We start from the raw sequence: 24,133 nt of genomic DNA, 5'->3' as shown, positions 1-24,133 counted from the left end.
CGGGGATGCTCAGGCCACTCGGCCTTCCAGGCGGCGCACCGTGTTGCGGTTGGCGGGTACGGCTAGGCCAAAGTTGTCGCGCAGCGTTTGGCCTGCATATTCACGGCGCAGCAGGCCGCGCTCCTGCAGCAGTGGCACTACCAGCTCGGTGAAATACTGCAGGCCGTCGGGCAGCAGCGAGTTGACGATGAAGCCGTCGGCGGCGCCGTCCTCGAACCAGTCCTGCAGGGCGTTGGCGACCGCTTGCGGGGTGCCGACGAAATCGCGGCGCGGGCGCGAGAACTGCAACGCCACCTCGCGCAGGGTCAGGTGCTCGTCGCGGGCGCGCTGCTTGATCTGTTCCGACGTGCCCTTGTGGCTGTTGCTGCCCAGGTCGCCAAGGTCAGGGAAGGGCGCATCCAGTTCGTGACGACTGAAGTCGTAGTCGTTGAATGGGCGGCCAAGGGCGCCGATGGCGTCCTCGATGCTGACCAGCTCGACGGCCTGCTGGTAGCGGCTTTCCACTTCCTCGGCATCGCGGCCGATGATCGGGCGAATGCCCGGCAGGATGAATAGCTCATCCGGGTTGCGGCCGGCCTTGGCCGCGCGCTGTTTGAGGTCGGCGTAGTAGGCCCGGGCCTCGCTGAAGGATTCCGGGCTGACGAAGATCGCATCGGCATTCTGGGCAGCGAAATTGCGGCCATCCTCGGAAGTGCCGGCCTGGAAGATCAGCGGCTGGCCCTGGCGCGAGCGCTGGATGTTGAGCGGGCCTTTGACCTTGAAGAATTCACCCTGGTGATCGAGGGTGTGCAGCTTGCTCGGGTCGAAGAATTCGCCGCTCTGCTTGTCGCGGGTAAAGGCGTCGTCCTCCCAGGAGTCCCACAGGCCCTTGACCACATTCACGTGCTCGCGGGCGATGCGGTAGCGGGTGGCATGGGGCGGGTGCTCGGCTTTGCCGAAGTTGTCGGCGGTTCCGGAGAGCCATGAGGTAACCACGTTCCAGCCGGCGCGCCCGCCGCTTATGTGATCGAGCGAGGCGAACTGACGGGCGACCTGGAACGGCTCGCTATAGCTCACCGTCACGGTGGCCACCAGGCCAATGTTTTCGGTCACAGCGGCCAGCGCTGAGAGAATGGTCAGCGGCTCGAAGCGGTTGAGGTAGTGCGGGCTGGATTTGGCATGGATGTGCAGGCTGTCGGCGATGAACGCGAAGTCGAACTTGGCGCCTTCGGCCAGTTTGGCCTGCTGTTTGTAGAAGCCGAAATTCACACTGGCATCGGCCAGTGCATCCGGGTGGCGCCATTCGCCCCAGCCGTGGCCGACCCCGTGAATCATGGCGCCGAGTTTGATCTGTCGTTTGCTCATGGACGTTGCTCCTGTCGGATTACTGGGGCTGCACCTGGGCGAGCGCTTTTGCGGGTTGCTCGGCGCGAGCGGCGTTGAAGCTGGGGTCAAAGCCCTTGGAAACGTCCACGGCGCGGCTCAGCACGCCTTCTTCCAAGTAAATGTCCGAAACCTGCTGCAGGCCGGCGATGACCTCATCGGTGATTTCCGCGCGCGAATGGACGGTGGCCTTGACCGATTCCAGGTGCACCTCGACCGGCAGGCCGGTCACCCGCGCCTGGGCCTCTGCGTACGCCTGGTGGTGATCGTTGGCCCATAGGAAGGCGCGTTCGACACGTTTGACGAAGTCTTCGAGCTGCACGCGTTTGTCGTCGACGGCAGTCTGCGTGGCCGCCAGGTAGAAATGGTTGGTCAGCAGGTCGTCACTGCTGCGCAGAATGCGTGCGCCGTTCTGGGTGATGGCGATGGTGGTGTATGGATCCCAGGTCGACCAGGCATCGGCGGCGCCGCTTTCCAGGGCACTGCGGGCATCGGTGGGCAGCAGATTGACGAAGGTCACGTCAGAGGTTTTCAAGCCGGCTTCGCGCAGCGCGCGGATCACCAGGAAGTGGCCGATGGAACCGCGGTTGGTGACGATGCGTTGGCCCTTGAGGTCGGCCACGGTCTTCAGCGGCGAATCCTTCGGCACCAGAATCGACGTGGTGTAGCGACCGTCGCGCTTGATGATTTCCACTACCTTGAGTGGCGCGCCGGCGCCCAAGGCGAACACATAGGGCGCATCGCCCAGGCCGCCGATGTCCACCGCGCCGGCGTTCAGCGCCTCGCCCAAGGGGGCGGCGGCCGGGAACTCGGAGAAGTCGATTTCGTACGGCACGTCGTCGAGCTCGCCGGCAGCCTCCAGCAGCAGCTTGATGCTGGATTTCTGGTTGGCGACACGTAGCGGCTCGAGGTCCGTGGCGCTGGCGTAGCCGCCGAGCAGCAGGCTGCTGCCCAGCAGAGTGGTGAGGAGGGTACGGATCAGCATGGGTGAGCTCCGGTCAGGCCGCCAGCGCGGCCAGATTGGTCAGGTAAAAGTGCGCGTGAGCGATGCCGCGTTGTGGAGTGCACGGATTGCGCCACGGGGAATCTGCGGGAATGAAGGCGGGGTCAGGCATGGGCGTAGCGCTCCTGGCATGGGTCGGGGGACGGCCTCCGCCAGGAAAGGGGTCGGTCTGCAATCGACCTTATAGAGCTAAGAAAGGGCTGTGAAAGTCTTTGTGGTTCTAAGCTAATTATGTAATTTCATTATCTAATTTGTTTTTAAATATCAGTAATGGGTATTTAATGCGGACATCCCTAGAGTGTTCGAGAGTTCTCCCATGAGCAGCAAGAGGCAGATAAAACTGGGCGCGGTGCCGATGGGTGTCGGCGGGCCAGGGCGCCATAATCTATGGCACGACCCCGAAGTGCCGGCCGATGCCAGCGTCAGTGTCGAGTGGTTCATCGACCTGGCGCAGCAGGCCGAAGCTGCGCTGTTCGACCTGATATTCATTGTCGACAGCCAGTTCATCACCCCCGATTCGCCGCCCCATTACCTCAATCGACTGGAGCCCCTGACGTTGCTCTCAGCCCTGGCGGTGACCACCCGCCATATCGGCCTGGTCGGCACCCTGACCACCTCCTACAACGAGCCCTTCAACGTGGCGCGACGGCTGGCGTCGCTGGATCTGATCAGCAAGGGACGGGCGGGATGGAACGTGGTGACCAGTGGCGATGCCGGCACCGCGGGCAACTACGGGCGCGACGAGCATTACGACTACGACACCCGCTATGGGCGCATGTCGAAGTGGTGCAGAAGCTGTGGCGCTCCTACGAGGACGATGCCCTGGTGCGCAACCGCGAGACTGGGCAATTCCTCGACCGCAGCAAGCTGCATGCGCTGCATCACAAGGGCGAGCACTTCTCGGTGGTCGGCCCGCTGAACATCCAGCGCTCGCCGCAAGGGCAGCCGGTGATTTTCCAGGCGGGCGACTCGCCCCAGGGGCGCGACCTGGGCGCCAGCGTGGCCGACGTGGTGTTCACCCATGCACCGAGCGTGGAGAAGGGCCAGGCCTTCTACCGCGATATCAAGGCGCGCGCCCAACACCTGGGGCGTAACGCCGATGACATCATCATCCTGCCCGGCGCACAGATCTACATCGGTGACACCGACGCCGAGGCGCGTGAGATCGAGCGGCACTATCATGCCGTTGACCACAGCTTCGAGCAGGCCCTGGCTGAATATGGGCGCAGTTTCGGCTGGCACGACTTCCGCCAGTACGACCTCGACGCGCCGTTCCCGGTCGAGGCGCTTGAACATGCTCGCAGCAGTTTCTATACCGCCGCCAAGGCAGCCACCGACCAGGCCGTCGCCAATGGCTGGACGCTGCGCCAGGCGGTGGCGGCCGGCCTGCAGCTAAGGCCCAGTGCCTTCGTCGGGTCGGCCGAGACGGTCGCCAACGAGATGGTTCGCTGGTTCGAGGCGAGGGCACTAGATGGCTTCAACCTCTACATCGGCCACCCGGAGCAATTCCGGCGCTTCACCCGGGAGGTCGTACCGATCCTGCAGGAGCGTGGCGTGTATCGTCGCGCCTATGAGGGCAGCACATTGCGTGAGAGTTTGGGGTTGGAAATTCCGCGCAATCGTCGATAACGCTCTCCCGGATGAGGCCGACGAATCTGTATCGCCGGCCTCATGCTCGCAGGGCAAAAAGAGCCTTGGCTATGCCGAGCGCTCTTAAGCTGCCAAGCCTGACGAATGACGCCCCGGTATGGCCGTGATCAGTTCCCGGGTGTAGTCGCTGGCTGGCTGCTCGAATACCTGGCCAACCGGGCCCTGTTCGACGATCTGGCCGTTGCGCAGCACCAACACCTGGTCGGCTATATTGGCCACCACGGCCAGGTCGTGGGAGACCAGCACGTAGGCGATACCGAGTTCGCGCTGCAGTTCGAGCAGCAGGTCGAGAATCTGCGCCTGCACCGAAACGTCCAGCGCTGAAACCGGCTCGTCGAGCAGCAGCAGATCCGGCTTGAGGGCCAGGGCACGTGCGATGGCGACGCGCTGGCGCTGGCCGCCGGACAGCTCGCGGGGCAGGCGATCCAGGTAACTGAGGGGGAGGTGCACGCGACTGATCAGCTCCCGCGCGGCCTGTTCCAGTGCCGGTCCCTTGAGCAGCCCGAATGACACCAGCGGTTCGACGATGCTGTCGAAGATGGTGAAGCGTGGATCGAGGGCGGCGAACGGATTCTGCTGCACCAGCTGGATACGCTGGCGCAGTGGGCGGAATTCGCGCCAGCTGAGATCGGTCACGTCGCGTTGCTCGAACTGCACGCGACCCTGGTTGGGTTTTTCCAGGCCGAGGGCGATGCGCAGGGCGGTGCTTTTGCCCGAACCGGATTCACCGACGATGGCCAGCGTCTGCCCGGGATAGACGTCGAAGCTGAGGTTCTGCAGGGCGATGAAGGTGCTGCTCTCGCCCTTGACCCGTGGCAGGTCGAAGGTCTTGCCGACGCCCTGCAGGCTCAGGATCGGCGTCTGGGCGGTGTGCTGGGGCGAGCGCGGTTTGCTCCGATTGGCGAACGCCGGTGCGGCCGCCAGCAGCGCGCGGGTGTAGTCGTGCTGCGGCGCATCGAGGATCTGCCGGGGCGGGCCCTGTTCGACCAACTCGCCGTGTTTCATCACCAGGATGCGATCGGCACGGTCGGTGGCCACGCCCAGATCATGGGTGATGATCAACAGGGAAATGCCCCGTTCGGCGACCAGGCGTTGCAGGTGGTCGAGAATCTTGCGCTGCACCGTCACATCCAGGGCGCTGGTCGGCTCGTCGGCGATGATCAGCCGCGGGTTGCCGGCCAGGGCGATGGCGATCAGCACGCGCTGGCGCATGCCGCCGGACAGCTCGTGGGGATACTGGCGGGCACGCAGCAGCGGCTTGTCCAGGCCGACATGTTCCAGCAGCTCGATCACGTCGGCATCGATGTCGGGGTAGCGGCGGCCGTGGGCGAGAATCAGCGCTTCGCCGATCTGCTGGCCGATACGCAACGTCGGGTTCAGGCTGACCATCGGATCCTGGGGCACCAGGCCGATGGTGCGCCCGCGCAGCGCGCGTTTCTGCTTTTCGCTGGCGCCGCTCAACTCGACACCGTCGACCCGTAACTGGCCGTGGGGCTGGGCGTTGTCGGGCAGCAGGCCAAGAATGGCGTTGGCCAGGGTCGACTTGCCAGAGCCAGATTCACCGACGATGGCCACCGTTTCGCCCTGGCTGATCTGGACCGAGACGCCCCGGACGGCCTCGGTGATCTGCCCGGCGAAGCGGTAGTTGACGCAGAGCTGGCGGATGTCGATCAAGGAGCTACTCATCGCGGGTTTTCCTCCAGTGTGCGGGCGATATGGTTGAGGCTGAACACCACCGCGACCACGAACAGACCTGGCAGCAGGGACACCCAGGGTGCGGTGATCAGGAAGTGTCGGCCATTGGCGATCAGCGTGCCCCATTCGGCAGCCGGTGGCGCCGCGCCGAAACCGAGAAACGACAGGCCGGCGGTGGCCAGAATCGCCGCGCCGAAATCCAGGGTGGCGAGCACCGCCACCGGGCTCCAAGCATTGGGCAGAATGTGCCGTAGTAATGTGCGACCCCAGCTGGCGCCGCCCAAGCGGGCCGCTTCCACGTAGGGCAGGGTTTTCACGCGCAGCACTTCGGCGCGGGTGGTGCGGGCGAAGCCGGGAATGATGCCGACGCCCACGGCGATGGCCACCGGGATGGTGCCGAAACCGATGGCGGTGACGATGGCCAGGGCCAACAGCAGACCGGGCAAGGCCAACAGTACGTCGACGAAACGCATGATCACGGCATCGGTACGCCCACCGGCGAACCCGGACAGCACACCCAGGCCGAGCCCGCCGACCAGGGCGATGCCCACGGCCAGCAGTGCGGCCTGCACCGACAGGCTGGAGCCGTAGACCACGCGGGTGTACAGGTCGCGGCCCAATTCGTCGGTGCCGAACCAGTGCACCAGATTCGGTGCGGTGAGCTTGTCCGTCGGCGAAGTGGCGTAGGGATCGAAACTGCTCAGCAGCCCCGGCAGCAGCGCCGCGACAAGGGCGAACAGCACGATCAGCACGGCCAGGCTGAAGCCGGGACGGCGCAACAGCGGCAGCAATGCGGTGGCCGCGTGCTGCAGGCGGCTGCGGCGCCGCCAGGCCAGCGACACTGTGGCAGGCGAGTGGGACAGCGAGGCGATGCGGCTTTCGGCGTTCATGGTCAGGACACCTTTGGCGTGTGGGCGATGCGTGGATCGAGGTAGGGGTAGAGCAGATCGACGACCAGGTTGACCAGCACGAAGGCGGCCGCAGACACCGCGACGATGGCCAGCACCACGGGAATGTCCTGGCGCAGCACCGCTTCCTGGGCGAGACGGCCGACGCCGTTGCGGGCAAAGATGGTTTCCACCAGCACCGCGCCGGACACCGTATTGCCCACCTGCAGGCCGATCAGCGTGAGGATCGGCAGCGCGGCGTTCTTGAAACCGTGGCGCGCCTGCACCTGCCAGCGGCTGAGGCCCTTGGCGTAGGCCGTGGCGATATAGGGTTCCTGCCACACGCCCTGGAAACCGCGTTGCAGCACCTGGGCGTATACCGCGGCGCTGGGAATCGCCAGGGTCACGGCCGGCAGGATCAGGCTGTCGAAGCCGCGGCTGCCGGTGGCCGGAAACCAGCCAAGGCTGAAGGCGAATACCTGGATCAGCAACAGGCCCATCCAGAACACCGGCACCGAAAAGCCCAGCGACGGCAGACGGGCCAGCGCCACCTTCAGCGGTTGCCAGCGCACGTAAGCGGTCAGGTAGGCCAGGCCGATGCCGCCGATCATCGACAGCACGATAGCCAGGCCTGCCAGTGACAACGTCTGCGGCAGACGCTCGACGAGCAGCTGGTTTACCGGGCGGTTGAGCGACAGCGATTGCCCGAAGTCACCCTGCACGGCGTTCCACAGCAAGCTGAAGTACTGCTCGAAGATGCCCTTGTCGAGGCCGTAGTAAGCCTGCGCTCTGGCCAGGTCCTCGGGTGACAGCGAATCGACTTCCATGCCCGCGGCGCTGAGCATGATCGCCAGGGTGTCGCCCGGCAGCAGATAGAGGATGAAGTAGGTGATGCTGTAGGCGCCCCAGAGCACCAGCAGCGCCTGGCCGACGCGGCCGATCAGGTAGCGGCTCATGGTTCATCCACCTCGATATCGCTTAACAGCGCGAAGCCTTCGGCGGTCCAGCGAAAGTTCTTCACCCGCGGCGCGGTGGCGGCCTGCCAGACGCGCTCGTAGATCGGAAACGCGGAGGCTTCGTCGACCAGCAGATCCTGTAACTGCCCGTAGGCCTCGGCGCGCTGCTCGGCCTGGGTGGCGGTGATGCCGGCATCGAACAGCGCCTTGGCCCGTTCCAGGGTTGGCGGCTCGTAGAGGTTGGTGGCCAGGGTCGAGCTGTTGGCGGTGCGCGGATCGAGAATGGTCTGCAGGATGATCGGGTCGGCGCGGGTCATGTAGGTTGAAGTCAGGTCATAGTTGCCCTGGGCGTTGGCCGTGACCCATTCGGCGCGGGTTACCACGGCGAGCTTCAGCTCGATGCCGAGCTTGCGCAGTTGATCCTGCACCAGCACGTCGCCGGCGGTTTCCGCACCCTGGATGTTGTAGCTCAGGCTCAGGCGCTTGCCGTCCTTGCTGCGATAACCATCGGCGCCCTTGCTCCAGCCCGCTTCGTCGAGCAGCCTTTCGGCGCCCTGCGGGTCATAGGCCAGCTTGGCGCTCTGGTCCTTGAAGAATGGCGTGGTCACGTCATAGACGCTGCGCACCACCGGAAACTCGGCGTTGTACACGGTGCTGGCGTAGGTCTTGCGGTCGATGCCTTTCTGCAGCGCCAGGCGCACGCGCTTGTCTTCCAGCACGCGGCCGCTGCGGGTGTTGGGGAACAGATTCAGCGACGGCCCCGGCAGCGCCCGGCTCTGGATGGTCGCGCCTTTCGACTGGAACAGTTTCAGGTCCACTTCCGAGAACGGATTGCGCGGCCACAGGATGTCGGCCTCGCCCTGCAGGAACAGGCCATTGCGCACGCTTTCCTCGGGGATGTAGCTGATCTCCACGGCATCGAGATGGGCTTCACCCCTGTTACTGACGTTGGCCGACGGCCAGGCGTAACCGCTGCGTTTGACCAGCCTGGCGCCGACTTCCGGGGTGTAGTGTTCGAGCACGAACGGGCCACTGCCGATGATCTTGCCCAGCGAGCGCTCCTTTGGCGTCAGTGCGTAGGACGCTGGTGCGAGAATCGCCAGGTTGGTGGTCGAGGTGGCCTGCAGAAAACCAGCGTTCGGTCGCGACAGCACCAGTTTGACGGTGAAGTCGTCGACCACTTCGGCGTGATCGAAACCGGCCAGGTAGGTGGCGCCAAAGGTCGCCGGCAGTTCGCTGGCCAAGGCCTTGTTGCTGTCGAACGCGGTCTTCACGGCCTTGGCGTCGAAGCGTTCGCCATTGCTGAAGGTGATGTCATCGCGCAGCTGGAAGGTGTAGGTCAGGGCGTCGTCGCTGATCGTCCAGCTTTTCGCCAGCCAGGGAATGATCTCGCCGCTGTGGGGATCCTGATCGGTCAGGCTTTCGGCGACATTGCGCAGCAAAACGCGGTGCTCCAGCCAGTAGACCTGGAAGGGATCGACGCTGACCAGCGTGGTGTTGTCGCCGAAGAAGGCGATGCTCAGGGTTTTGCTGGTGGCTTGCTGGTCTGACGGCGAGCAGCCGATCAGCGCGGCGGCGAGGGCGCATGAGGCCAGCAGGTGGATCGCGAAGTAGGTTTTTTTCATCTCTTTGTCCCGACTTTTCTAATTAGGTGCATGCAAGGCTGGGGGCTTACGGCTGCGTCCGCGGTGGGGCGCTGCTTTACATAGGCGTACGAAGCCTCGACGCGCCGGCGTTCACAGTTGCGGTTCGTGGCTTTGGTGGGAGCGACAAGGCGGTGGTAGATCGCTCGAGGTGTTGCGGGGTCTGTCCGGTGAGCTGTCCGGTTAGACGATCAGTGCGGGCGGCACATTCGCTCGCCGTTGTCGGCTGGCGGCACGCCCGGCCAGCCGATCAATGTGCTGATACGGTCGCCATGCAGGTTGTCGAGCAGGCGGCTGACGAGACGGCAGAGAACGCGTTTCATGACTGGCTTCCTGCCTCAGATGGCGATGGCGCTGAGCGGATAGCCCGGCGTGATGAATGGGTTGTGATCCCGCGCGAGGCTCTCTGGATCGTCTTTTTCCACGCCAAGCAGGGCCAGCAGGCGCGTGCGGATGGCGTTGAAGCCGGCCTGGCCGTTGTCCCGAGGGCGCGCGAGTTCAACCTGCACTGCTTCGGCGATGCGCCCGTGCTGCAGCACGATGATGCGATCGGCGAGCAGGATCGCTTCGTCGACATCATGGGTGACCAGCAGCACCGCCGGTGTGTGCTTGTGCCACAGGTCGATGATCAGCCGGTGCATGCGGATGCGGGTCAGCGCATCGAGGGCAGCGAAGGGTTCATCGAGCAGCAGCAGTTTCGGCTCGCGTACCAGGCTGCGGGCCAGCGCCACGCGCTGTGATTCGCCACCGGACAGAGTGGCCGGAAAGGCCTCCAGGCGATGGGCCAGGCCGACCTCGGTGAGCGCCTGCACGGCGCGCTCCCTGGGGTTGTCCACTCGCAGGCCGAGGGTGACGTTCTTCCAGGCGCGCTTCCAGGGCATCAGGCGTGGTTCCTGGAACACCGCGGCGCGGGCCTGCGGGGCGATCAGTTCGCCGCCCTCGATGGGGTCCAGGCCTGCCAGGGAGCGCAGCAGGGTGGTCTTGCCGGAACCGCTGGCGCCGAGCAGGGCGACGAACTCGCCAGGGGCGATGTCCAGGTCCAGCTCGTCGATCACCCGGTTGTCGCCGAACTGGCGCACCACGCCGCGCAGGCTGACGGCCGGCGAAAAGTCGATTTTGCTGTGCGCATTCATGCATCAGGTCCTTATGAACGAGGGGCGCCAGGCCAGGGCCAGGCGCTCCAGGGTGCGGATGAGGCCATCGATGAGCAGGCCTAGCAGGCTGTAGATCAGCAGGCAGATGACGATCACGTCGGTGCGCATGAAATCCCGCGCATCGCTGGCCAGGAAGCCGATGCCGGCGGTGGTGTTGATTTGCTCGACGAACACCAGCGCCAGCCAGGAAATGCCCAGGGAATAGCGCAGACCGACGAAGAACGAGGGCAGGGCGCCGGGCAGGATCACATGCCAGATCAGCTCGCGACGGTTGAGGCCCAGGGTGTTGGCCGCCTCCACCAGTTTCGGGTCGATGTTGCGGATGCCGGCGAACAGGTTGAGGTAGATCGGAAAGGTGGTGCCCATGACGATCAGCGCCACCTTGGTGAACTCGCCGATACCGAACCACAGGATGAACAGCGGCACCAGGGCCAGGGATGGAATGGTACGCAGCATCTGCATGGGCGAGTCGAGGGCGATCTCGCCGCGTTTCGACAGGCCGGTGATCAATGCAGCGCTGACGCCAATGGCCACGCCGATGCTCAAGCCGGTGACGGCACGTTGCAGCGATACCAGCAGATGGCGCAGCAGCTCGCCACTGCGGATCAGCTCCCACAGCGTGGTGCTGATTTCGCTCGGCGCGGCGATCACCCGGGTGGGAATCAGCCCGGCCCGCGAGGCGATTTCCCACAGCAGCAGGATGGCCAGGGGGCTGAGCAGACGCAGGACGAAATCCGGTGCCGTCCATTTGCGGCGGCGGGCGGACAGTATCGCGCGGCTTACGGTGATGGTGCTGGTGTCGCTCATCTGCATCTCCCGTCGCTCAGTGCTTGTAGCTCTGGCCCGAGGCGCGCTCGAGCTGGCGAATCAGGGCGTCCCAGTGCAGTTTGATGCCCGGGCCCTTGCCGTCGGAAAAGCGCGCCGACTGCTGGTGTACCTTCTCGATGGCTTCGGCCGGCGCATGCAACAGGTCGGCATTACCACCGGCCTGGGCCGCAATCTGGATGTTGCAGGCCCGCTCCAGCCCATGCAGCTCGCGAAACGCGTGCTCGACGCTGATGCCGCCGGTGAGCAGCCCGTGGTTGCGCAGGATGAAGATGTTGCTGTCGCCCAGGTCGGCGATCAGGCGTTCCTGCTCGTCGAGATCCAGCGCCACGCCTTCGTAGTCGTGGTACTTCACCCGGCTGTAGTAGCCCAGCGCGTGTTGCGAGAGCGGCAGCAGGCCGTTGCGCTGGGCGGAGACCGCCGCGCCGTCGCGGGTGTGGGTGTGCAGCACTGCCTGCAGGTCAGGCCGTGCACGGTGGATGGCGCTGTGGATCACGTAGCCGGCCTGGTTGATGCCCAGGTTCAGCGGGTCATCGATGAGGGTGCCGTCGACGTCGACCTTCACCAGGTTCGAGGCGGTGATTTCGTCGAACAGCAGGCCAAAGGCGTTGATCAGGAAGTGCTCGTCCGGCCCCGGCACCCGGGCGGAAAAGTGCGTGTAGATATGATCCGTCCAGCGAAACAGCGCCGCCAGCTGGTAGGCGGCTGCGAGCTTGACGCGCACTTCCCATTCTTCAGGGCTGACGCGCTCTCTGACCGACGCGGTGCTGTGCAGGGTGGCAAGTGAACTCATGGCAATCTCCTGGCCGTGGTGGGCAATCGGGTGGTGGTGTGTGCAGGCGGCACAGGTTTGGGCGGGCGTTCGCGACGGCTCATTGCTGCGTCTCGCGGAAATGGGCAAAGGCGGCGCGGCCGGCGGCATTCAGGGCCACGTCGTCCTGCGGGGTATGGATACGGCTGCACAGCACGTCGCGCAGGTGTCGCTCCAGTGGATTCTTGCGTGACAGCCCGGGGTTGCCGGCGGCCTCGATGGCCAGCTCCACGGCACGGATCGCGTTGCCGCTGACCAACTGCTTGATCTGCCCGGCGTGACTGGCGTCGATCCGGCCGGCGGCCGCCGAGTCGAGCAGGCTGCGATTGGCGAACAGCAGCGTATCGATGCGCCCCACGACTTCCTGAAAGCGCGGCAGGCTGGAAAGCGGCGCGCCGAGATTCGACGGTTTGCGCCCTTCGAGAAAACCCACCAACCAGTCTCGCGCCGCCTGGGCTACGCCGTCGTAGACCGCCGGCAGCAGCACCGACATCCACAGCAGGCCTTCGCTATCCAACTCCGGCTTGGGTGCGCTCCACGGGCTGACACTGACGGCGTGGTCGAGGGGAATCAGCACCTCTTCGAAACGCACTTCGTGGCTGCAGGTGGCGCGCATGCCCAAGTGATCCCAGTCGTCGACGATCTGGATGCCGGGGGTGTCGCGGTGCACCAGGTAGCCGCCCACCAACGGGTCTGCGTCGTCGCTGCGGGCCCACACCAGGTACCAGGTGAGGCCGTGGCTGCCGGTCGAATAGATCTTGCGGCCACTGAGGCACCAGCCTTGCGCAGTGCGCCGGGCAGTGGTCGCCGGCAGCCCGCCTCGTGCCGGTGTGCCGAGCTCCGGCTCGACACGAAAGGCATTGATCAGTGCACCTTCTTCGACGGCATCGATCGCCACACGGCGGCGCAGATGCTCCGGCCAGGCACGGTTCTGCTGCAGGCGAAAATGCTGCAGGTACTGCATCACCAGAATCAATGCGGTGGAGGGCTCACCCTTGGCCACTGCACTGATGACCTGTCGCGCAGTGGCTAGCTCAGCGCCGCTGCCGCCGAGATTTTTCGGCACCGTCAAGGCCAGCAACCCGTGGCGCTGCAGCAGTGCGAAGTTCTCCGCTGGAAACTCGCCACTGCGGTCGAAACGCTCGGCGCTGGCGGCCAGGGTACGGGTTATTTCAGCCAGCAGGCGTGCGAAGCGGACCGCGTCTCGCTCAGGGAACTGGCGTTGGGCGGCAAAGGCGAGGGTGTCGGCAGGGTGCGTCATGGGTCTCTCATCACTGGCGCAGAGGGCAGGCAATGCCTGTTGGATTTCTGAGCGCCCCAGGGTGATGAGGTGGCCTGAGTGAGACCGTATTCTTATAACTTAATGCTGTAAAAGTCTTTTTTGTTCTAAGCTAATTATCAGCTTTTCTGAATTATACGTTTGCTGTTTATGCATTAATGGAATTTTATTTTCTGTCAGGGCACCTGCTTCTGCAGCCATTCCCGGTGTCGATCATCGCGGAGTCTGGGCGGTGCGAACGCCTACAGGCCCTGGCCTCAGGTCGAGCGCAGGCGCTCTGCTGCGACATCACTGAACAGGTTCACGGCATCCTGCAAGTTGCCCAGATACTGCGGGTGCAGCAGCCAGAGGTCGATCATCGGCTTGAAGTCGCCCACGCTGATCACGTCCAGTTCGTCACGATGGCCGCTGCGCTCCAGCAGTGGCGCCGGCACCAGGCCGAAGCCCATGCCGCTGGCGACCAGCCCCAGTTGCAGTTCGGTGCCGAAGGTTTCCAGGTTGATCTGAAGTGATAAACCCTGTTCGGACAGTGCACGCTGCAGGCCGGCGCGGAACCCGCAGCCATCCGGGTTGAGCACCCAGCCGTGCTGGTAGCAGTCCTTGAGCTTGCAGCTGCGCTTGCGAACGGCGCCCTTTGCAGCGACCACCAGCAGCGGCATGCGGCCGATGGAACGGCTGGCGATACCTTCGGGGAAGATCTTGCCGGCCGGAAAGAGCGCCGCGGCGGCGTCCAGTTCGCCGTTTTCCATGCGTGCGATCAGGCTGCTACCCCAGCCGTTGACCACCTGGGTCTTGAGTTCCGGAAAGGTTTCGCGAATCTGCTGCAGGGCATCGAGCAGCACCACATCGCTGATGGTCTGCGGCACGCCGAGGCGTAGCGAGCCACTGGGCGAGCCATCGCTGGCCACCAGTTCACGCAGCGAATCGATCTCGCGCAGGATTGCCTTGCACTGCTCGTAGACGCGCAGACCCATGGGCGTCGGCTTGAGCGGTTTGGTGTTGCGGTCGAGCAGGTTGGCGCCCAGGTCTTCCTCGAAGTTCTGTACGCGCCGGGTGATGGCTGGCTGGGTCAGTTGCAGCGCATCGGCCGCCAGCTTGGTCGATTGACAGCGGATCACCGCAACGAATGCATCCATGTCATCGATCTTCATCTTTGCGCTCACATATTAAGAGTTGGAAAAAATACGCTTATAGAATAACTCGCTGGATCGAGCCAGAACACGGATCGATTTGGGAATGTGACCGACAAAGTGGTGGCGGTTTGCTGAAGCACGGAATCGCCAGCCAGCTTTTGCGCGGCGGCCTCGAAAGAAGCGCATAGGCTGGCAGCGCGGGGCATCTACCGCGGTCATTGGATAACGTGATGGGCGAGAGCAAGAGGCTTGGCGAAAGCCTCCTGTTGCAGCTTTCGGCCTCTCGAAACCTGTTCAAGATCTTCGCGCATGAGGCATCAACCACAAGGCAGAAGCGGTCGGTAAGCAGAGTTTATTTTGTAGGAGGGGCTTTAGCTCCGAGCCCTTTTGCCCCCCTAGTACACAGCTCGGGGCTGAAGCCCCTCCTACGAGTTACGCGAACGGCCGTTCCCGGCACTTTGCTACCGAAATCGACGAACCTGTACTGCAAGACTATGCGCAGGTTCTCAGATCACCTGGAAGTGATGGGTTCCATCGCGGCCCAGTTGCTCGACCAGGCCGAACTCCCAGTCCAGGTAGGCCTGCATGGCCTCGCGGGGGTTGTCGGTGCCCTCGTAGGGGCGACGGTAGCGGTCGCTGCGCGGTACGGCGAGGTGCTGTTCGCCGCTCTCCGTCGGCAGGCCGGCAGCGACCCAGGCCGCGGTGCCGCCTTCGAGCAGTGCCACTGGCTTGCCGGTCAGCTCCTCCAGTTCGCTGACCACGAAGCGGGCCAGCAGGCTGCTGCCACAGGTGAGCACATAGCGTTTAGCTACCGGTAATTTTTCCAGGGCTTGCGGCAGTTGCGAACGTAATACCCACCAGGCGCCGGGGATATGCCGGGCCACATGGTTGGCGCTGGCAGTGAAGTCCAGCACCAGCGTGTCGCCTGCGGCCTGCCAGGCGGCCAGCGTCTGCGCATCGATAGCGGCGGGTTGGGGCAAGGCCGGCAATGGCGGCTGCCAAGCGCCGCGGGCGCTGAAGTGGCCGTCCTGCAGGCCATCGAGCACGTGCACTTCCCAGCCCAGCTGCGCCAGCCACGAGGCGCTCATGTTGGCGCGCACGCCGTCATCGTCGGCGAGCACCACGCGGGCGCCGCGCACGCTGGCGAAATGATCGGTTTCCTGCACCAGCTGGCCGCCCGGCGTCGAGCGGGCACCCGGCAGATGGCTGGCCTCGTATTCCTCGGGTGTGCGGACGTCGAATAGGTAGGTGGTGCGAGTGCTCTCGCCCTGCCAACGTGTCAGGTCCTGCAGGCTGGCGCGGCCGACTCCAGCCTTGTCTGCCACGGCGCGCGCCGACTGCGCGGCTTGTTGGTGATTGTGCTCGCTCACCTCGCCGAAGCGCCGCGCCTGGCCGTGTTCCAGCTTCTGACCGGCCAGGGTCCAGCCGATGGTGCCGTTGCGCAGCGCCGCTACCGGGTTGGGAAGGCCGGCGTTGACCAGCGACTGGGTGCCGATGATGCTGCGGGTGCGACCGGCACAGTTCACCACGATACGGGTAGCCGGATCGGGCGCCAATTCGCGGGCGCGCAGTACCAGCTCGGCGCCCGGCACGCTGATGCCGGTAGGAATGCTCATGGTCTGATATTCATCGAAGCGGCGGGCGTCGAGCACCACCACGTCGGCCCTGGCATCGAGCAGGGCTTTGACTTCTTCGGCAGCCAGCGATGGTGTGTGGCGCACGCTCTCGACCAGTTCGCCAAACGCCTTGCTCGGCACGTTGACGTCGCGAAACAGCTCACCGCCGGCATTGCGCCAGCCGGCCAGGCCGCCTTCGAGCAGCGCCACCTGGCTATAACCCAGGGCGACCAGGCGTTTGGCCGCTTCCTGCGCCAGGCCCTCGCCGTCGTCATACACGGTTACGGCGGTACCACGCCGCGGAATACGTGCGTAGACCTCCAGTTCCAGCTTGGATAACGGAATATTGGCGGCGAACAGCGGATGCGCTTCGGCGAACGGCGCCTCTTCGCGGACATCGATCAGCGCCACTTCCTGCTTGTCGAGCAGTGCCTGGCGGATGGCGTGAAAGGAGCGTGTGGCGATCTGGCTCATGCAGGGTTCTCTTTGGACAGATCCCAGAGGTTGGGAAGAAGGCTGTTGGAATAGCCGGAAATGAAAGGCTTCTCGCTGCCGTCGTCGAGGTAGACGGCACGCCGTACCGCGCCGATGTTGGCGCCATAGACGTGGATGCTGATGGAGGTGCGATCGTCGAAGGCGTTGCTGACACGGTGGATATCACCGATGCGTGGTGACACGGCTTCCACTTGGCCAGGCTGCAGGTGTACGGCTGGCCCTTCGGGGCGCAGCCCGGCGGCATCGCGAACGAAACCCTGGGACAGCTCCGCGCCACGCAGCATGCCGATCAGGCCCCAGACGCGGTGATCGTGCACCGGCGTGCTCTGGCCAGGCCCCCAGACGAAGCTGACGATGGAAAAGCGCTGGCGCGAATCGGTGTGCAGCAGAAATTGCTGATAGCGCTGCGGGTCGGGCTGTGCGAAGGCGGGCGGTAGCCAGTCGTCATGACGGACCAGCTGTTGCAGCAGCTCGGCGCCGTGCTCGAGTACCACATGTTCTTCGGGTGAGCTGTCGAGCAATTGCGCCAGTGCGTCGATGAACTGGCGCAGGCGTTGCACATTGGGTTGGGCGCTCATGCGGAATATCCGGTGGTTTGCTTAACGCCCTGCTGGGCATCGAGCGCTCACGGTAGCAAACCGGTTGTTCTTATAAAAATTCAATTTATTCATAAGCTAATATGCGAATTAAGAATTTATTGACAGGCTTGATGGCTGCCTCGGCGGCTGGCTAGCGCTCGATAGATACTTTCGCTGAGCGAACCTGCAAGCTAGGATGCGATGAACAATGCCGACTGCTGTTTATGCATATTAGGTTATGCCTAAAATGAATTTCATAACTGAATGCCGCTTGCGTAGCGTTATAAGTATTCGTTAGGCACTGACGCGCTTTTATAAAGAAAATGCTCTGTCGTGCTGGCGCCTGCCCATCTCAATCAGGAGCGCGACATGAGCGTGGAAATCATCGGCATGATTACCGCCACTCCAAGTTCGGAAGTGGACCAACCACTGGGCGACGCGGTGGATGCCGACTTCGTCCGGCGTTTCGCCCAGGCCCATGAGCGCGCGGGCTTCGACCGCGCCCTGGTTGGCTACTTCTCCAATGGTGCTGAAGGTGCGGTGGTCAGCTCGTTCATCGCAGCTGCCACCGAGCGACTGGGTATCCTGCTGGCCTACCGGCCCGGGGTGATCGCGCCGCCGCTCGCGGCCCGCCAGTTGGCGACGCTGGACCAGTTCAGCAACGGCCGCCTGGCGCTCAATGTGATCAGTGGAGGTAGTGATGCCGATCAGCAGCGCGACGGGGACTGGCTCAATCATGACCAGCGTTACGCCCGCACCGACGAATACCTCGATGCCCTCAAGGCAATCTGGACTGCTCAGGGACCGATTGATCATGAAGGGCACTACTACCGCTTCAAGGGGGCGTTGCCCACCGTGCGTACCCGGCAAAAACCGCACATTCCGATCTACTTCAGCGGCTCGTCACCTGCCGCCATTCAGGTAGCGGCGCGGCATGCCGACACTTATATGCTGTGGGGTGAGCCGCTCGCGGATTTCGCCGAGCACGTGCAGCACGTGCGCGCTGCGGCCCAGCGCCAAGGGCGTAGCCCGCGGGTGTCGGTGTCGTTCCGGCCGATCATCGCCGATACCGAGGAGGCCGCCTGGAAACGTGCTGCCGAACTGCTCGAACGCTTTCGCGAGAGCCGCACCCGCCTAGGTCTGCCGATCAATGACCACGCGCCAGCCAATGCCGGTTCGCAGCGCCTGCTGGCGGCGGCGCAGCGCGGTGAGGTGCTTGACGAGCGGCTGTGGACCGGCGTGGCCCGCCTGACTGGCGCACAGTGGAATTCCACCGCGCTGGTCGGCACCGCCGAGCAGGTCGCCGCGTCGCTCGGACGCTACTGGCAGCACGGCGCGTCCACCTTTCTGATTCGCGGTTTCGATCCCCTGGACGACGCCGAACTCTATGGCCGGGGCCTGATCCCGGCGATTCGCGAACATATCGCCACCCTGCAACAGCGCCGGGCTGGCTGACTCTGGAGAGTGCCCCAATGAAACTGCTTTTCCTGTTGCGCCGCAGCTTGGCGGCCATCGCGGTGGCTGCGCCCCTGGCACATGCCGCAGACACTACGGTGCTGCGCGTTGGTGATCAGAACTACTACAACGTGCGCGCCTCGGTGGAAGCGTCCGGCGTGCTGGAGGGCGCACCGTATACCGTGGACTGGAAGCATTTTCAGTCCGCCGCACCGGTCGCCGAGGCGCTCGAAGCTGGCGCCGTCGACCTGGGTTTTCTCGGCGATTCGGGCTTCATCTTCCTGGCGGCCAAAGGCGCGCCGGTCAAGCTGATCGGCGTGTCGCGGCAGAACCCGGACACCATCGCATTGCTGGTGCCCAAGGACTCCTCCGTCAAGACCATCGAAGACCTCAAGGGCAAGAAGGTCGCCTACTGGCCCGGCGCCTGGAGCCAGCAGCTGACCCTGCGTGCGCTGGAAAAAGCCGGTCTGCCGCAGGATTACGTCGAGTTCGTCAAGCTGATGCCCATCGATGCCGCTGCGGCCTTTCCCCAAGGCAGTATCGATGCGTTCCCAGTCTGGGAGCCCTATATCTCCCAGCAAACCCTGTTCTCCGGTGCCAAGCCGATCATCACGGCCAAGGGGCTTATGCCCGGGCTGTCGAGCATTGCTGCCAATGCCGATTCCATCGAGCCCAAACGCGCGGCCATCGCCGACTTCCTCGGCCGCCTGCAGAAAGCCCGCGCCTGGGTCGAAGCCAACAAGGAAGACTACGCCGACCTATGGGCCAAGAAGGCCAACTTGGATCAGGCCGTGTCACGCAACTGGATCGGCCACGCCAACATGACCGTCGGCCCGGTCGACGAGCAGGCTGCGCGCGACTATCAGGAGACCGCCGACTTTCTCGTCGAAACCGGTGCGCTGAAGCAGAAAATCGATACCAGCAGCATCATCGATACCTCCTTCGAAAAAGCCTTCGAATAACCCATTTCAATCGCCATTTCACGAGACCGCGCGCGCGGATCGGTAGCCCACACCACAGGACGCCCCCTATGCGCATCTTTCGCTCTCTGGCGCTGGCCACGGCCACCGCGCTGTTTTCGCTCTCCGCTCTGGCCGAGACCCTGGTCATCGGCGACCAGAGCTACAACACACGTACCGTCATGGAGGCCGCCGGCGTGCTCGATGACGTGCCCTATGAGGTCGACTGGAAGCAGTTCACTGCCGGTTCGCCGGTTGCCGAAGCGCTCAATGTCGGCAGCCTCGACCTGGGTTTTCTCGGCGATGCACCGCCGTTGTTCCTCGGCGCCCTTGGCGCGCCCATCAAGGTGGTGGCGGTAACCAAACAGAATCTGCATGGCGTGGCCATTCTGGTTCGCAAGGACTCGCCGATTCGCAGCCTGGCGGATTTGCGCGGCAAGCGTGCTGCCGTGTGGAAGGGCTCCTGGAGCCAGCAACTGCTATTCACCGCGCTCGACCGTGAAGGCATCGCCCGCGACGATCTGCAGTTGAGCTACCTGAGCGCGCTCGATGCCTCCCATGCACTGGAGGGTGGCTCGGTTGACGTGATCGCCACCTGGGAGCCCTATGTCACCCAGGCCGAGCGCAATGGTGCCCGCGTGCTGGCGACCGCCGAAGGGCTGATCCCCGCGCAGAGTTTTGCTGTGGCGAGCGACAAGGCCCTGGCGAGTAAGCGCGAGATCATCGGCGACTTCCTACAGCGCCTGAAACGCGCCCGTGAATGGGCACTGGCCAACCCGGCCCACACCGACGCCTATGCCAGCGCCTGGGCCAAGCACACCCGCGCCGACGAGTCCGTCGCCCGTGCCTGGTTCGCCCGTGCCCGCACCGACATCGGTCCGATCACGCCAGCCGCTATCGAGCAGGCGCAACAGACCGTCGATTTCTTTGCTGGCCTGGGGCTGGTAAAGGGCTACCCGGCTGAGCGGCTGTTCGATAGTTCTTTCACCTCAACCTTGCAGCCGGCTACTGCCCAGGTGCAATGAGCAAAGGCCCTGACGCTTGATGGGCGCCGGTCGTCTCTGATCCAGACGAGCCTGAGTTGGGTTAGAAGAAACTATTGGCTGAGGGCGCAGAAAAGCGCGTCGGAGGGCAGGGGTGGCAAGCGCCAATCAGCAAAGCGAGCGTTTCGCTTGTCGATGGGCGCATTGCGGGGAACCGGTCTTAACGCTCGTCGAGGGCGAAGGCGGTCAGGGTGAAGGTGGGAATGCCCATGTCCTGCAGTTTGCGTGAGCCGCCGAGCTCCGGCAGGTCGATGATCGCTGCCGCTTCGTACAGCTCGGCGCCCATACGCTTGACCAGTTGCACGGCGGCCAGCAGGGTGCCACCGGTGGCGATCAGGTCATCGACGATCAGCACCTTGTCCCCTTCGCAAAGGCTGTCGGCGTGGGCTTCCAGGAAGGCCTCGCCGTATTCGGTCTGGTAGCCCTGGCTGAGCACGTCGGCTGGCAGTTTGCCCTGCTTGCGAAACAGCACCAGCGGCTTGTTGAGCTCGTAGGAAAGAATCGAACCGATCAGAAAACCCCGTGCATCCATCGCCCCGACGTGAGTGAAGTCCGCTTCGACGTAGCGCTGGATCAGGCTGTCGATGACCATGCGCAGAGCGCGTGGGGACTGGAACAGCGGGGTGATGTCGCGAAATACCACGCCCGGCTTGGGGAAGTCGTTGACCGGGCGGATAAGGGTCTTGATGGTGAATTCATCAAAGATCATGGCAGGGTGAATCCTTAACGGGAGTATCAGCCGTTAAGGTTACCACCTGCCAGAGCGCACAGCTCGATCGGGTCGAGAATATGCACTTCCTTGCCCTCGGCTTCGATCAGGTTGCTCTGCTGGAAGCGCGTGAACACCCGCGATACGGTTTCCACGGCCAGGCCCAGGTGATTGCCGATCTCGTTGCGCGACATCGACAGGCGGAACTGGTTGGCCGAGAAGCCACGGGCGCTGAAACGAGCGGACAGGTTGACCAGAAAGGTGGCGATGCGCTCGTCGGCGGTCTTCTTGGAGAGCAGCAGCATCATCTGCTGGGCGTCACGAATCTCACGGCTCATCACGCGCATCAACTGGCGACGCAACTGGGGCAGACTGACCGACAGCTCGTCGAGGCGCTCGAAGGGGATCTCGCAGACCGAGGTGGTTTCCAGGGCCTGAGCCGATACCGGGTACAGCTCGGTGTCCATGCCGGACAGACCGACCAGTTCGCTGGGCAGGTGGAAGCCGGTGATCTGCTCTTCGCCGGCGTCGCTCAGGCTGAAGGTCTTCAGTGCGCCGGAACGCACGGCGAACACCGAGTTGAACGTGTCGCCCTGGCGGAACAGGAACTCGCCTTTTTTCAGGGGACGGCCGCGTTTGACGATGTCGTCGAGGGCGTCCATGTCCTTCAGATCCAGGGAGAGAGGCAGGCATAGGCTGGCGAGGCTGCAATCCTTGCAGTGTGCCTGATGAGTAGTGCGCAGCTTGATGCTTTCGGACATCGCCCTTATCCCTAGGTAATCACTCAGAAGTTGTAAGGTTAACGCACCAGGGGCATGCGCGGCCACCTGCCGCAGGGTGTTCAAGTGTCGCAGGCACCTGCCGATAGGCTTGTATCGATCAAATGAAGGCAGGGAGCGGTGTGATGCAAGTGGCCACCAGTGGTGCAAGTGAGCGCGGTTACGTTGCGCCGGGTGCTGTGTCTGTAGCAGCGCCTGTCGAGACGGTAGAGCCAAGCGCTACCGCGTCTGCCGAGGAAAAGAGCGCCGAGCCGGGTGTGAAGGTGAGCCTGTCCGCTGTCGGCCTGGCGCGCTCGAAGGAAGCTGAAAACAAGGACGCCGATATCGACGAAAGCAATCTGCCGGACGAGATCAAGCAGTTACTCAAGATGATCCGCGAGCTCAAGGCACAACTGGCCCAGAAGATGGCCGAGCTGCAGGCGCTGATGGCTCAGGGCGATATGGAGGATGACGCGCAACAGGCCAAGGTGCGCGCCTTGCAGACCGAAGTGGGTTCGATCAGCAGTGCCCTGAGCAGCGCCAACGCCCAATTGGTGAAGGTGATGCGCGACCAGAAGCTGACCAGCGAACAGAGTGCCAGCGTGGGCGCGTTGCTGGCCAAGTGATGCAGCCTGGGCTGCAGTGCAGCCCTGCCGGGGGCGCCGCTCAGATCACCCGCGAAAAACGTTGCAGGTTGGTCTCGCCCAGGTAGCGGTCGAATAGCATGCACAGCGAGCGCACCAGCAGCCTTCCCGCCGGCAGCACTTCGATGCTGCCTTCACGCAAATCAATCAGACCGTCGCGGTGCATCTGCTGCAGCGCCGGCCAGGCGTCCGCGAAGTAGCTGGGCATGGTGACGCCGAAACGCTGTTCGATGTCCGCGAACTCCAACTGGAAATGACAGATCAGCTGCTGGATCACAGCGCGGCGAATACGATCGTCGTCGTTGCAGCCCAGGCCGCGCTGGGTCGCCAGCTGGCGATTGTTCAGGCTGCTCTGGTAGGCGGTGATATCCGTGGTGTTCTGGCAATACAGATCACCGATCTGGCTGATCGACGACACGCCCAGGCCGATCAGGTCGCAGTGGCCGTGGGTGGTATAGCCCTGGAAGTTGCGCTGCAGGCTGCCGTCCTCCTGGGCGCTGGCCAGCTCGTCATCGGGCAGGGCGAAATGGTCCATGCCGATATAGCGGTAGCCGGCGCTGGCCAACTGCTCGATGCTGCCCTGCAGCATGGCCAGCTTGGCCGCCGCGCTCGGCAACTGCCCGCTGTCGATGCGCCGCTGCGGCATGAAACGTTCCGGTAGATGGGCGTAGTTGAACAGCGACAGACGATCCGGCTGCAAGGCGATGACCTGCTGCACGGTATGGGCGAAATTCTCCGGCGTCTGCAGCGGCAGGCCGTAGATCAGGTCGATGTTCACCGAGCGAAATTGCAGGGTGCGTGCCGCCTCGATGATGGCGCGGGTCTCTTCCAGGCTCTGCAGGCGGTTGATGGCGCGCTGCACGTTGGGGTCCAGGTCCTGCACGCCGAGGCTGACACGGTTGAAGCCCAGCTCGCGCAGCAGGCCCATGGTCGACCAGTCCGCCTCGCGTGGGTCGATCTCGATGCTGTAGTCGCCGGAATCGTCGTCGAGCAGGGTGAAATGCTCGCGCAGCTTGGCCATCAGCTGGCGCAGTTCGTCATGGCTGAGAAAGGTCGGGGTGCCGCCGCCCAGGTGCAGCTGCTCGATGCGCTGGCGCTTGTTGACATGATGGCCGATCAGCGCCATCTCCCGTTCCAGGGCTTGCAGGTAAGGCTGGGTGCGGCCGCGATCCTTGGTGATGACCTTGTTGCAGGCGCAGTAGTAGCAGATGTTGGCGCAGAACGGCAGGTGCAGGTACAGCGACAGCGGACGCAGGGCGCGGCGACTCTCGCGCAGGGCGTGCAGCAGGTCGAAGGAGCCGACGCCGTCGTGGAACTGCACGGCGGTCGGGTAGGAGGTGTAGCGCGGGCCGGCTTGATCGTAGCGGCGGATCAGGTCGGAATCCCACTGGATGGCGTCGAGCATGGCGAATTCCGCTTCAGCGTTGAATGCTCAGCAGTCTAGGGGGCGTATGGGCGGGGCTTTTTGATCTGAGTCA

Annotated in this window: 21 protein-coding genes and 1 pseudogene; 5 read left to right on the top strand and 17 right to left on the bottom strand. The window is 64.0% G+C overall.

Features of this window, described 5'->3' with window-relative positions:
• Positions 1-9 precede the first annotated feature (9 nt).
• Together BM279_RS05550 and BM279_RS05545 are read right to left on the bottom strand one after the other, a co-directional pair.
• Positions 10-1,344, bottom strand: coding sequence for an LLM class flavin-dependent oxidoreductase (locus BM279_RS05550; protein WP_093501743.1), 1,335 nt, complete (start codon positions 1,342-1,344; stop codon positions 10-12).
• Between the two features lie 19 nt (positions 1,345-1,363).
• On the bottom strand, positions 1,364-2,347 hold the full coding sequence (locus BM279_RS05545; RefSeq protein ID WP_093501741.1) for an ABC transporter substrate-binding protein: 984 nt from the start codon (positions 2,345-2,347) through the stop codon (positions 1,364-1,366).
• 334 nt (positions 2,348-2,681) lie between these two features.
• Between BM279_RS05545 and BM279_RS05540 the strand changes: the two are divergent.
• A pseudogene (locus BM279_RS05540) lies at positions 2,682-3,994 on the top strand (LLM class flavin-dependent oxidoreductase).
• A gap of 84 nt (positions 3,995-4,078) precedes the next feature.
• Here the strand turns inward: BM279_RS05540 and BM279_RS05535 are convergent.
• The 12 genes from BM279_RS05535 to BM279_RS05485 all read right to left on the bottom strand — a co-directional run bounded on the left by BM279_RS05535 (position 4,079) and on the right by BM279_RS05485 (position 17,087).
• Positions 4,079-5,701, bottom strand: coding sequence for a dipeptide ABC transporter ATP-binding protein (locus BM279_RS05535; protein WP_093501739.1), 1,623 nt, complete (start codon positions 5,699-5,701; stop codon positions 4,079-4,081).
• Positions 5,698-6,600 carry an ABC transporter permease gene (locus tag BM279_RS05530; protein WP_167363102.1) on the bottom strand — a complete coding sequence of 301 codons (903 nt, stop codon included), beginning with the start codon at positions 6,598-6,600 and terminating at the stop codon, positions 5,698-5,700. Before BM279_RS05530 ends, BM279_RS05535 begins: the two co-directional genes overlap by 4 nt.
• A gap of 2 nt (positions 6,601-6,602) precedes the next feature.
• Positions 6,603-7,553 (bottom strand): ABC transporter permease, encoded by a 951-nt coding sequence (locus BM279_RS05525; RefSeq protein ID WP_093501736.1) that lies wholly within the window; start codon positions 7,551-7,553, stop codon positions 6,603-6,605.
• The gene (locus BM279_RS05520; protein WP_093501734.1) at positions 7,550-9,178 is read right to left on the bottom strand and encodes an ABC transporter substrate-binding protein; all 1,629 of its coding nucleotides are present in this window, start codon (positions 9,176-9,178) and stop codon (positions 7,550-7,552) included. Before BM279_RS05520 ends, BM279_RS05525 begins: the two co-directional genes overlap by 4 nt.
• A gap of 209 nt (positions 9,179-9,387) precedes the next feature.
• Positions 9,388-9,519: a hypothetical protein gene (locus tag BM279_RS23630; protein ID WP_256562794.1), complete on the bottom strand. Its 132-nt coding sequence runs from the start codon at positions 9,517-9,519 to the stop codon at positions 9,388-9,390.
• A 15-nt stretch (positions 9,520-9,534) separates the two neighbouring features.
• Positions 9,535-10,329, bottom strand: a complete 795-nt coding sequence (locus tag BM279_RS05515; protein ID WP_093501732.1) for an ABC transporter ATP-binding protein — start codon at positions 10,327-10,329, stop codon at positions 9,535-9,537.
• Between the two features lie 3 nt (positions 10,330-10,332).
• A complete protein-coding gene (locus BM279_RS05510) occupies positions 10,333-11,157 on the bottom strand; it encodes an ABC transporter permease (protein WP_425272665.1) in 825 nt (274 codons plus the stop codon).
• Between the two features lie 16 nt (positions 11,158-11,173).
• Positions 11,174-11,968, bottom strand: a complete 795-nt coding sequence (locus BM279_RS05505; protein ID WP_093501728.1) for a class II aldolase/adducin family protein — start codon at positions 11,966-11,968, stop codon at positions 11,174-11,176.
• A gap of 79 nt (positions 11,969-12,047) precedes the next feature.
• Positions 12,048-13,247: an acyl-CoA dehydrogenase family protein gene (locus BM279_RS05500; protein WP_093501726.1), complete on the bottom strand. Its 1,200-nt coding sequence runs from the start codon at positions 13,245-13,247 to the stop codon at positions 12,048-12,050.
• Positions 13,248-13,522: 275 nt separating this feature from the next.
• Complete coding sequence (locus BM279_RS05495) at positions 13,523-14,416, bottom strand: LysR family transcriptional regulator (protein WP_093501724.1); 894 nt, start codon at positions 14,414-14,416, stop codon at positions 13,523-13,525.
• A gap of 488 nt (positions 14,417-14,904) precedes the next feature.
• Positions 14,905-16,488, bottom strand: a complete 1,584-nt coding sequence (locus BM279_RS05490) for a rhodanese-related sulfurtransferase (protein ID WP_093501722.1) — start codon at positions 16,486-16,488, stop codon at positions 14,905-14,907.
• On the bottom strand, positions 16,485-17,087 hold the full coding sequence (locus tag BM279_RS05485) for a cysteine dioxygenase family protein (protein ID WP_093501720.1): 603 nt from the start codon (positions 17,085-17,087) through the stop codon (positions 16,485-16,487). The genes BM279_RS05490 and BM279_RS05485 overlap by 4 nt, the downstream gene beginning before the upstream one ends.
• Before the next feature lie 390 nt (positions 17,088-17,477).
• Here BM279_RS05485 and BM279_RS05480 point away from each other — a divergent pair, with 390 nt between their 5' ends.
• The 3 genes from BM279_RS05480 (at position 17,478) to BM279_RS05470 (ending at position 20,526) form a co-directional block, all read left to right on the top strand.
• Complete coding sequence (locus BM279_RS05480) at positions 17,478-18,542, top strand: LLM class flavin-dependent oxidoreductase (protein WP_093502510.1); 1,065 nt, start codon at positions 17,478-17,480, stop codon at positions 18,540-18,542.
• Positions 18,543-18,559: 17 nt separating this feature from the next.
• Positions 18,560-19,504, top strand: a complete 945-nt coding sequence (locus BM279_RS05475; RefSeq protein WP_093501718.1) for an ABC transporter substrate-binding protein — start codon at positions 18,560-18,562, stop codon at positions 19,502-19,504.
• A gap of 68 nt (positions 19,505-19,572) precedes the next feature.
• A complete protein-coding gene (locus BM279_RS05470) occupies positions 19,573-20,526 on the top strand; it encodes an ABC transporter substrate-binding protein (protein ID WP_093501716.1) in 954 nt (317 codons plus the stop codon).
• Positions 20,527-20,704: 178 nt separating this feature from the next.
• On the opposite strand, the gene BM279_RS05465 is transcribed toward BM279_RS05470, so the two are convergent.
• Entirely contained in the window at positions 20,705-21,253 is a 549-nt protein-coding gene (locus BM279_RS05465) for an adenine phosphoribosyltransferase (RefSeq protein ID WP_013791969.1), read from the bottom strand.
• Positions 21,254-21,279: 26 nt separating this feature from the next.
• The gene (fnr, locus tag BM279_RS05460) at positions 21,280-22,014 is read right to left on the bottom strand and encodes a fumarate/nitrate reduction transcriptional regulator Fnr (protein WP_093501714.1); all 735 of its coding nucleotides are present in this window, start codon (positions 22,012-22,014) and stop codon (positions 21,280-21,282) included.
• A 143-nt stretch (positions 22,015-22,157) separates the two neighbouring features.
• On the opposite strand from fnr, the gene BM279_RS05455 reads away from it, so the two are divergent.
• A complete protein-coding gene (locus BM279_RS05455; protein WP_143103567.1) occupies positions 22,158-22,637 on the top strand; it encodes a hypothetical protein in 480 nt (159 codons plus the stop codon).
• Between the two features lie 40 nt (positions 22,638-22,677).
• Here the strand turns inward: BM279_RS05455 and hemN are convergent, their stop codons facing one another.
• Positions 22,678-24,060, bottom strand: coding sequence for an oxygen-independent coproporphyrinogen III oxidase (gene hemN / locus BM279_RS05450; RefSeq protein ID WP_093501709.1), 1,383 nt, complete (start codon positions 24,058-24,060; stop codon positions 22,678-22,680).
• Between the last annotated feature and the right edge of the window lie 73 nt (positions 24,061-24,133).

It is taken from the genome of Phytopseudomonas straminea (assembly GCF_900112645.1).
GTDB classification, from domain to species: Bacteria; Pseudomonadota; Gammaproteobacteria; order Pseudomonadales; family Pseudomonadaceae; genus Aquipseudomonas; species Aquipseudomonas straminea.
This window is presented reverse-complemented; position numbering and strand designations above follow the sequence as displayed.

Excerpts from the sequence above, each read along its gene's own strand:
- BM279_RS05550 (WP_093501743.1), bottom strand. The coding sequence starts at position 1,344 with ATGAGCAAACGACAGATCAAACTCGGCGCCATGATTCACGGGGTCGGC.
- BM279_RS05545 (WP_093501741.1), bottom strand. The coding sequence starts at position 2,347 with ATGCTGATCCGTACCCTCCTCACCACTCTGCTGGGCAGCAGCCTGCTG.
- BM279_RS05535 (WP_093501739.1), bottom strand. The coding sequence starts at position 5,701 with ATGAGTAGCTCCTTGATCGACATCCGCCAGCTCTGCGTCAACTACCGC.
- BM279_RS05530 (WP_167363102.1), bottom strand. The coding sequence starts at position 6,600 with ATGAACGCCGAAAGCCGCATCGCCTCGCTGTCCCACTCGCCTGCCACA.
- BM279_RS05525 (WP_093501736.1), bottom strand. The coding sequence starts at position 7,553 with ATGAGCCGCTACCTGATCGGCCGCGTCGGCCAGGCGCTGCTGGTGCTC.
- BM279_RS05520 (WP_093501734.1), bottom strand. The coding sequence starts at position 9,178 with ATGAAAAAAACCTACTTCGCGATCCACCTGCTGGCCTCATGCGCCCTC.
- BM279_RS23630 (WP_256562794.1), bottom strand. The coding sequence starts at position 9,519 with ATGAAACGCGTTCTCTGCCGTCTCGTCAGCCGCCTGCTCGACAACCTG.
- BM279_RS05515 (WP_093501732.1), bottom strand. The coding sequence starts at position 10,329 with ATGAATGCGCACAGCAAAATCGACTTTTCGCCGGCCGTCAGCCTGCGC.
- BM279_RS05510 (WP_425272665.1), bottom strand. The coding sequence starts at position 11,157 with ATGAGCGACACCAGCACCATCACCGTAAGCCGCGCGATACTGTCCGCC.
- BM279_RS05505 (WP_093501728.1), bottom strand. The coding sequence starts at position 11,968 with ATGAGTTCACTTGCCACCCTGCACAGCACCGCGTCGGTCAGAGAGCGC.
- BM279_RS05500 (WP_093501726.1), bottom strand. The coding sequence starts at position 13,247 with ATGACGCACCCTGCCGACACCCTCGCCTTTGCCGCCCAACGCCAGTTC.
- BM279_RS05495 (WP_093501724.1), bottom strand. The coding sequence starts at position 14,416 with ATGAAGATCGATGACATGGATGCATTCGTTGCGGTGATCCGCTGTCAA.
- BM279_RS05490 (WP_093501722.1), bottom strand. The coding sequence starts at position 16,488 with ATGAGCCAGATCGCCACACGCTCCTTTCACGCCATCCGCCAGGCACTG.
- BM279_RS05485 (WP_093501720.1), bottom strand. The coding sequence starts at position 17,087 with ATGAGCGCCCAACCCAATGTGCAACGCCTGCGCCAGTTCATCGACGCA.
- BM279_RS05480 (WP_093502510.1), top strand. The coding sequence starts at position 17,478 with ATGATTACCGCCACTCCAAGTTCGGAAGTGGACCAACCACTGGGCGAC.
- BM279_RS05475 (WP_093501718.1), top strand. The coding sequence starts at position 18,560 with ATGAAACTGCTTTTCCTGTTGCGCCGCAGCTTGGCGGCCATCGCGGTG.
- BM279_RS05470 (WP_093501716.1), top strand. The coding sequence starts at position 19,573 with ATGCGCATCTTTCGCTCTCTGGCGCTGGCCACGGCCACCGCGCTGTTT.
- BM279_RS05465 (WP_013791969.1), bottom strand. The coding sequence starts at position 21,253 with ATGATCTTTGATGAATTCACCATCAAGACCCTTATCCGCCCGGTCAAC.
- fnr (WP_093501714.1), bottom strand. The coding sequence starts at position 22,014 with ATGTCCGAAAGCATCAAGCTGCGCACTACTCATCAGGCACACTGCAAG.
- BM279_RS05455 (WP_143103567.1), top strand. The coding sequence starts at position 22,158 with ATGCAAGTGGCCACCAGTGGTGCAAGTGAGCGCGGTTACGTTGCGCCG.
- hemN (WP_093501709.1), bottom strand. The coding sequence starts at position 24,060 with ATGCTCGACGCCATCCAGTGGGATTCCGACCTGATCCGCCGCTACGAT.